Genomic DNA, 7,758 nt, shown 5'->3' with positions numbered 1-7,758 from the left:
CTTTAAACTGTGCTTTGTAATGTCTAAGCTCTTTTTCAATGTCAGATAGTTGCGTATAAAATTCATCATTCTTTTCTTTGTTTGCCTTTCGTAAGGTTTTATTTGATGATTTTGTTTCCATTTATTTTAAGTTCGTTAAGTCGCAAATTTACAATTTTAATCACTGTAATTTTGCGGTGTTTCAATTTGTGTAGGGTGTCCAATAAAATAGCCGATAACTCAAATATATGCGAAAGTTTCATCTTTTAAAAATTTCCAAATCAGCTAAATTCTTTGCTTTCAAATTTTTATATAGAAATCAATATTAAATGCGAAACTTAGTAGCTTTAGCTTTTTAAATTTTTTTGCAGCAACAATTGAAAAAACGAAAGTTTTATTTTTTGAAAATTTTTATAAAAGATGGTATTATATAAAACCAATTCTACGCTTAGATAACACTTCGGCTTCGCTCAGTACTCAATAAGGGTATGCGGTAAAAGTGAGTGACACAACGATGCTCAACAGGATTAATGAAGTTCGTAACAAAAAAACTTACAAACCAAACGTCTTATTCATGGCTTTAAATAATCCCGGGGTACTCCAGGTGCCGGGTACAATCATGCGGCGTACGGTGTAAAGTGGTTGGGTACTGTCTTGCTTTGTAGATAATTGAAAAGCCATTTTTATATTGCGTTGCTGCAGCGCCGGTATGGCAGCAGCATTCCATAAACCAAAAGGGTAGGCAAAATAATCAACAGGTTTGCCGGTAATGCTTTGTAATTTTTGTTTGGCTTCGGTAAGTTGTATATTCCAATCGCTGTCGTTGTATTTGGTAACCATGTGATGGTCCCAGGTGTGGCCGGCAATTACATGGCCTTCATCCGATAATTGTTTCAGCTGTTCTTTGCTCATGTATCTTTTGCGGCCAATGGAAATGTTCATAATAAAAAATACGCCTTTAAAATTATGTTTTTTCATTTCGGTATAGCCAATAGTAAATTGTTCGGCATCGGTGTCATCAAAAGTTATCATAAATGGTTTAGGCGGCAGGGGGTTGCCGTAAGCCAAATAATTATACAATTGATCGGGTAAAATGGTTTGGTAACCACTGTCTGCAAAAGCCTGCATTTGCTCGGCAAATTTTGCAGGCAATACCATGTACTCACTAAGCCTTGCGTTTTGTATATGATGATAACATAGTACGGGTACCTGTGTACGGGATAAAATAGTTGCAGCATCGGCAATGGGTGCTGTAATGGTATCAGATTGTTTTTTTGTATCGGGATGAGTTGTGTCTGTAGTTTTTTCTTTTGTAGTATTACAACTAAATAAACAAAGCAGTGCTAGAACTAAAAAGCAATTTTTCATTAAAAATAAAATAGTAATTATTGAAACTGGATATAACTTGGCCTCGGAATTAATTTCATTAATTCATCGGGAGTAAACAGGCCATTTTTATCTTTACGGGTATCGTTTTTATAAAATAGTTTAAAGCCGGTAAACATTACGGGTTCTTTATAAATATACCTTAAGTACGTAGAGTTTTTTAAGATCTTATCGCCCCATCCGTCCATGTCCATAATAATCTGCACTTCGGGAAGTTTTTTTATCCTGGTATAATCGCTTACCATGCCCTGTGTAAAGCGGTGTACCATTAAAAGTTTGGGAGGCAAATTGTTTTTTCGTACCAGCTCCGCTAAATAGTCAACAGCTGCATTAATGTCATCTGCATTAAAATTACCAATTTTTGTTCCGGGTGTTTCACCATTTTTTAAAGAAAATTCAGGGTCTAATCCAAAGTGAACGTTGGGTAATTTTAAATAAGGTTCCAGTAAAACTATTTCTTCTTTTACGGTGCTTCCGCCAACCTGTATATCTAAAAATACAATGCTGTTACTTTCATTGGCCCATTTCATTATGGTGTCTATCTGGTCAAAAGGCATGCGCATGCGGTGTTTGCCATCTTTACCGGGTGAGCCCTGGGCCGTCATGGCAATATAATGCAACGCCTGAATTACCGGCGTTGACGGGTCGGCCACTTTCCACTTATCAACTTCTTCCTGTAATTTTTTAAGCATTTCAGCCTTGGGTAATTCACCAAGGATACCCATTCTTGTACTGTACAGGTTACCGTAAAATGCAACTATGCGGTTATAAGGTAAAATGGCGCCGGGTAATGGGTATGGCATTTTTTGCGGCCACAAACCGGTAGTATCGCCATTGGCCAGCTCCATCATTTTTTTGTTGTATAAAACGGTATCGATGGAAGTTGCAGGTTGTGCAGTGGAGGTAGTTGTAGTGGTTGCCGTTGTTTTTGCAGCAGCAGAATCTGCTGTACTGCCTTTTTTTTCTGCATCGGTATTATTGCAACTTAAAATACTTATGGCTGCCAACAATACTATCGTGCTTTGCAGTAATAATTTTTTATTCATTTTAAGGGGGTATTAGATTTTTTTGTAAAGATAATCTTTCAAACTGTAATTGATAAGAAAAATAGCGGAGTTTTAAAAGAAAGGTACCATGTTAATCAGGTGCAGCCTGCAGTTGTACTGTTTTTAAATTTGCCAAACGGGCGGTGTTTTTCCAGCTTACCATTTGGTAAGTTACTATTTGGTAAGTTACTATTTGGTAAGCTGGAAAAAGTCTAAAAGTAAAAAGCATTACAGCTAAAATTATGATTGATAATGCCATTGAATTTTTAGCTACCTGTTAATCGTTTTGGTTTCAAAAGAATATGTAAAGGGTAACTAATCCTTTTCATTTATTTTTTCAACTAACTTCACCATCATTTTGTTTTTATCATATGCAAATTTTAATTTAAGAGGAACAGGGCATGAAAGTAAACTTCAAAACATACAACCTTCCGTTTAAACATCCGTTCACTATTAGTAAAGGAACAAAAACGCACCAGCCTGCATTAATTGTGGAGCTGGAGTTTATGGGTATTAAAGGTTATGGCGAAGCACCGGCCATCAGTTATTATAATATCCCGGTTGAAAAAATGGTGGAGGACCTGGAAAGAAAAAAAATGTTTGTGGAGAAATTTGCTTTCAGCGATCCGGAAAGGTACTGGCATTATTTGCACCATCTTTTTCCTGCCAATTCATTTTTAGTTTGTGCATTAGATATGGCTGGGTGGGATTTGTATGGTAAATTAAAACGTAAACCACTGCATGAGTTATGGAATTTAGATATTACTAAAAGCCCCGTTACAGATTTTACCATTGGTATTGATACTATAGAAAATATGGTGAGTAAGATGAGAGAAAAGCCCTGGCCCATTTATAAAATAAAAGTAGGTGTAGCAAATGATATTGAAATGGTAGCTGCATTAAGAAAACATACCGATGCCATTTTTAGAGTTGATGCAAATGCCGGCTGGACTTTAGAAGAGGCGCTGCAAAAAATTCCGTTGTTAAAAGATTTGGGTGTTGAGATGGTGGAGCAGCCTTTGGCAAAAGATAATTGGGAGGGTATGAAAGTTTTATATGAACAGTCTGCGTTGCCGTTATATGCAGATGAAGCCTGTGTTTTTGAAATGGATGTGGAAAAATGCTATCAACATTTTCATGGCATAAATATAAAACTCACCAAGTGCAGTGGCATTACTCCTGCAAGAAGAATGATAACAAAAGCCAGGGAACTGAATATGGAAGTAATGGTGGGTTGCATGAATGAAAGCAGTGTGGGCACTGCCGCTATAGCCCAGCTGGCACCGCTTTTAGATAAAGTAGATATGGATGGCCCATTGTTATTAAGTGAAGATATTGCTGAAGGCGTGGGTTTTGATTTTGGTAAAATTATTTATAATGATAAACCGGGGTTGGGAATTACGGTGAAAGATTTTTAAGAGTTTGCGTAACCCCGGCAATGGTTGAAAACTTCCGATAAACCGGAACGTTTATATGCAGCGTCTTCAATCAACCGCTGACGGGGCTTGAAGCCGCCGTCAGGGTTTTTGAACTTCTTTTAAATAAGAAACAAAATATTTTCATGAGCGAAGAAAACGAACCGGTTACATTGGTGGTTAAACCCCAAGAAGAAGAATTTAAAAAAACTTCTTTATCAAGAACAGTAATAAGCCTTGCTTTATTTATTGCATTGGATTACTGGATATTTAAAAGCTGGTTTGCAGTATTGTTATTGGTAACGGTAATTTTTATTCACGAAGCCGGGCATTTTATTGCCATGAAATTTTTTGGGTATAAAGGTGTCAACATGACCTTTGTGCCTTTCGTTGGTGCTTATGTTAGCGGCACTGCTACTAATTTATCAAGAAGAAATAAATTGATTGTTTTACTGGCAGGCCCGTTGCCGGGTATTATTATTGGCAGCATACTGTTATTGTTACACCAAAATAATTATAATGAAACCTTCAGGCAACTTTCTATACTTTTTTTATTGCTGAATGTTTTTAACCTGCTGCCGGTTTTTCCGTTAGACGGGGGGCAGTTTTTTCAAACTTTATTTTTTAATGGCAGCAGAATTATACAATTAATTTTTCTTTCCATTTCTTTATGTTCTTTAATTTATTTTTTCTTTAATTTAAATTATGCCTGGACTTTTTTAATAATTGCAGTTTTAGTTTTATTAAGAATTGGGCAGATTAATTTAATAAACAGAGTACGAAAAAAGTTGGATGAAGAAGGGATTGATTATGCCTGCACTTACGATGATTTAACTGATGAAGAATACTGGCAAATAAGAAACGTAGTAATAAGCGAAAGCAGATTATTGAGCCGGAAATTTTCAACAGAAACCCAATCCAGCGATGAGCAATTAATTATAAAGCATATTGAAAATGTGCTGGTGCCTGCTTACAAGGATGATCTTACTGCTTCAAATAAAATAATATTTACCCTGGTATGGTTTGCTGCATTTGCTTTACCTGTATTGCTATGGATGCACTTAAAGGGTTATTTTTAAAAATTTTATTTGGCTATTTAAACATTCCGTCTTTACTTTGTGCAACAAATGAAACAAATCGTTCACATACACCATCATCATACATTACTCAACGGGTAAGCGTGCTGATTGTATGTAAATAAACATAATTTTAATCAAGGGCTTACTGAAAAGTAAGCCCTTTTTGTTATTGGTCAGGCAATTATCAGGCTGCTCTTATTTTAGCAGGTTAAAAAAGTGGCCACATCATAAAAAATAAAACATGTTAAAAATAGCAATTCAAAAATCGGGCAGGTTATATGAGGATTCCATTAAACTTTTAAAGGAGTGTGGTATCCAGTTAAACAATGGTAACAAGCAATTGAAAACGGTAGCAGAAAATTTTCCGCTGGAAGTATATTTTTTACGAGACGATGATATTCCGCAGTATGTGTATGATGGCGTAGCTGATATTGGTATTGTTGGCGAAAATGTTTTGCTCGAAAAAAGCAAAGATATTGATTTGGTGTACCGGCTTGGTTTTGGCAAATGTAAATTAAGTATTGCAGTGCCCAAAAGTATGCAATACAAATCAATTGATGATTTAAAGGGATTGAAAATTGCTACTACTTATTCTAACATTCTGCAAAAATATTTAAACGAAAAAAATAGTAATGCCGAAATACATGAGATCAGCGGATCGGTAGAAATTGCACCGGGCATTGGTTTGGCAGATGCTATCTGCGATTTGGTAAGCAGCGGCAGCACACTTTTTACTAACGGCTTAAAAGAAGTGGAAGTAATTTTGAAATCTGAAGCGGTATTAACAGCCAATAAAAATCTTACTGAAGAAAATAAAAATATTCTCGAAAAATTATTGTTGCGCATTAATGCAGTTAAAACAGCAAAAAATAATAAGTACATCATTTTAAATGCGCCTAATCATCAATTACAAAATATAGAAAGTGTTTTGCCGGGTATGAAAAGTCCGACAGTAACACCATTGGCAACTGAAGGCTGGAGCAGTGTACAAAGTGTGGTAAATGAAAATGATTTTTGGGAAGTGATTGAAAAATTACAACAGTTTGAGGCAGAAGGTATTTTAGTGATACCGATTGAGAAGATGATTGTGTAGCCCCTATCCCCTAAAGGGGAAAATGGAAAAGATTGGAACGAAGATTAAGTTTTATGTTTTTAGCTCCATAAGAGCGGTATTTTGGTAGAAGAGTAAAATAAAATATTCATCAAAGCTCCATAGGAGCGACATTTTGCTATGCAAATTTTTATAAATCCATTAAGAAGTGAGTGGCGGCAGTTATTGCAGCGCCCTGTTTTTGATACATCATCATTAGAAAAAATAGTAACTGTTATTTTAGAAGATGTAAAACTAAACGGTGATGCTGCTGCTAAAAAATATGCCTTACAATTTGATGGTGTAGAATTAAATGATTTAAAAGTTAATCCAAAAGAAATTGATGAAGCTATTGCATTGGTTGATGATAATTTAAAAGCAGCTATTGCCATTGCAAAAAATAATATCCTTAAATTTCACGGAGCCCAGAAAGAAACTGTAAAACAAATTGAAACAACAAGCGGAGTAGTATGCTGGCGAAAAGCTGTTGCAATAGAAAAAGTAGGCTTGTATATTCCGGGAGGTACAGCGCCATTATTTTCTACTTTATTAATGTTGGGCATACCGGCAATGCTGGCAGGCTGTAAAGAAATTGTTGTATGCACACCATCGGATAAAAATGGTAAAGTAAATCCTGTTATTTTATATGTCGCCAATTTAATTGGTATAAAAAATATTTATAAAATTGGCGGTGTGCAGGCCATTGGTGCAATGGCTTTTGGCACTGAAAGCATTTCTAAAGTGTATAAAATATTTGGCCCGGGAAATCAATATGTAACCTGTGCCAAGCAATTAATTAATAAAGAGGGCACAGCAATAGATATGCCTGCCGGCCCAAGTGAAGTGGCGTTTTACGAAGATGAAAGCAGCATTGCATCATTTGTTGCAGCCGATTTATTAAGCCAGGCAGAACATGGTGCCGATAGCCAGGTAATTTTAGTAGCGACATCAATTGAAATAGTTGATGCAGTAAAAATTGAAATTGAAAAACAATTATCTTTTTTATCAAGAAAAGAAATTGCTGCAAAAGCTTTAGCCAACAGCCGGTTTATAGTACTGGAAAATGCAGATGAGGCGTTTGACTTATTAAATGAATATGCAGCAGAGCATTTAATTATTGCATCGGATAATGCACTTGCACTTTCTGAAAAAGTAATTAATGCTGGCAGTGTTTTTCTTGGGCATTATTCGCCGGAGAGTGCAGGGGATTATGCGTCGGGTACTAATCATACATTACCTACTAACGGTTACGCAAGGGCTTACAGTGGTGTTTCGCTGGATAGCTTTGTTAAAAAAATTACTTTTCAAGAAATAACTAAAGAAGGGATAAATAATATTGGTAACGCCATTGAGTTAATGGCCGGAGCGGAAGGGTTGAATGCACATAAAAATGCAGTAACAATAAGAAAAGATTTTTACGCTTAGATGAAAGCTTACTTGAAATTTAAATGTTGAATGGAGCGTCGCCACTGTCGTTCAATCAGGGAATAAATGCTGGTTACAAAAAATAATTTTTGAAATATGTCAGATAATTCAAATTATAAAGACTCTTCGAAAGCCCCCTTCAGGGGGTTGGGGGCTTTAGTACGCAATAACATAAAAATATTAAAACCTTATTCTTCGGCCCGTCATGAATTTACAGGCAAGGCCTCAGTATTTTTAGATGCAAACGAAAATGCCTACGGCTCACCGGTAGCAGAAAATTATAATCGTTATCCTGATCCTTTGCAATGGCAATTAAAATTTCAACTGGCAAAAATAAA

Annotated in this window: 7 protein-coding genes and 1 pseudogene; 5 read left to right on the top strand and 3 right to left on the bottom strand. The window is 35.9% G+C overall.

Annotation, left to right across the window (positions count from 1 at the left end):
• The 3 genes from ACY65O_RS14080 to ACY65O_RS14070 form a co-directional block, all read right to left on the bottom strand.
• Positions 1–121 (bottom strand): adenine-specific methyltransferase EcoRI family protein (locus ACY65O_RS14080; RefSeq protein ID WP_462221494.1); only part of this gene is annotated, 121 nt, incomplete at its 3' end.
• A 410-nt stretch (positions 122–531) separates the two neighbouring features.
• The gene (locus ACY65O_RS14075) at positions 532–1,347 is read right to left on the bottom strand and encodes a polysaccharide deacetylase family protein (RefSeq protein ID WP_462221493.1); all 816 of its coding nucleotides are present in this window, start codon (positions 1,345–1,347) and stop codon (positions 532–534) included.
• A 17-nt stretch (positions 1,348–1,364) separates the two neighbouring features.
• Positions 1,365–2,411 carry a hypothetical protein gene (locus ACY65O_RS14070; protein WP_462221492.1) on the bottom strand — a complete coding sequence of 349 codons (1,047 nt, stop codon included), beginning with the start codon at positions 2,409–2,411 and terminating at the stop codon, positions 1,365–1,367.
• Between the two features lie 401 nt (positions 2,412–2,812).
• Between ACY65O_RS14070 and ACY65O_RS14065 the strand changes: the two genes are divergently transcribed.
• The 5 genes and pseudogenes from ACY65O_RS14065 to ACY65O_RS14045 form a co-directional block, all read left to right on the top strand.
• The gene (locus ACY65O_RS14065) at positions 2,813–3,829 is read left to right on the top strand and encodes a dipeptide epimerase (protein ID WP_462221491.1); all 1,017 of its coding nucleotides are present in this window, start codon (positions 2,813–2,815) and stop codon (positions 3,827–3,829) included.
• 143 nt (positions 3,830–3,972) lie between these two features.
• A complete protein-coding gene (locus tag ACY65O_RS14060; RefSeq protein ID WP_462221490.1) occupies positions 3,973–4,905 on the top strand; it encodes a site-2 protease family protein in 933 nt (310 codons plus the stop codon).
• 241 nt (positions 4,906–5,146) lie between these two features.
• A complete protein-coding gene (gene hisG, locus ACY65O_RS14055) occupies positions 5,147–5,998 on the top strand; it encodes an ATP phosphoribosyltransferase (protein WP_462221489.1) in 852 nt (283 codons plus the stop codon).
• Between the two features lie 138 nt (positions 5,999–6,136).
• Entirely contained in the window at positions 6,137–7,420 is a 1,284-nt protein-coding gene (gene hisD / locus ACY65O_RS14050; RefSeq protein WP_462221488.1) for a histidinol dehydrogenase, read from the top strand.
• 96 nt (positions 7,421–7,516) lie between these two features.
• Positions 7,517–7,758: pseudogene (locus ACY65O_RS14045) on the top strand (hypothetical protein); the annotation flags it as partial.

The organism is Ferruginibacter sp. (assembly GCF_031430955.1).
GTDB lineage: Bacteria > Bacteroidota > Bacteroidia > Chitinophagales > Chitinophagaceae > Ferruginibacter.
The sequence above is the reverse complement of the archived record's forward strand: the minus strand, read 5'-3'. Positions and strand labels throughout refer to the sequence as shown.

Bases quoted from the DNA above. Each gene is read 5' to 3' on its own strand.
- ACY65O_RS14065 (WP_462221491.1), top strand. From the start codon at position 2,813: ATGAAAGTAAACTTCAAAACATACAACCTTCCGTTTAAACATCCGTTC.
- ACY65O_RS14060 (WP_462221490.1), top strand. From the start codon at position 3,973: ATGAGCGAAGAAAACGAACCGGTTACATTGGTGGTTAAACCCCAAGAA.
- ACY65O_RS14070 (WP_462221492.1), bottom strand. From the start codon at position 2,411: ATGAATAAAAAATTATTACTGCAAAGCACGATAGTATTGTTGGCAGCC.
- hisG (WP_462221489.1), top strand. From the start codon at position 5,147: ATGTTAAAAATAGCAATTCAAAAATCGGGCAGGTTATATGAGGATTCC.
- hisD (WP_462221488.1), top strand. From the start codon at position 6,137: ATGCAAATTTTTATAAATCCATTAAGAAGTGAGTGGCGGCAGTTATTG.
- ACY65O_RS14075 (WP_462221493.1), bottom strand. From the start codon at position 1,347: ATGAAAAATTGCTTTTTAGTTCTAGCACTGCTTTGTTTATTTAGTTGT.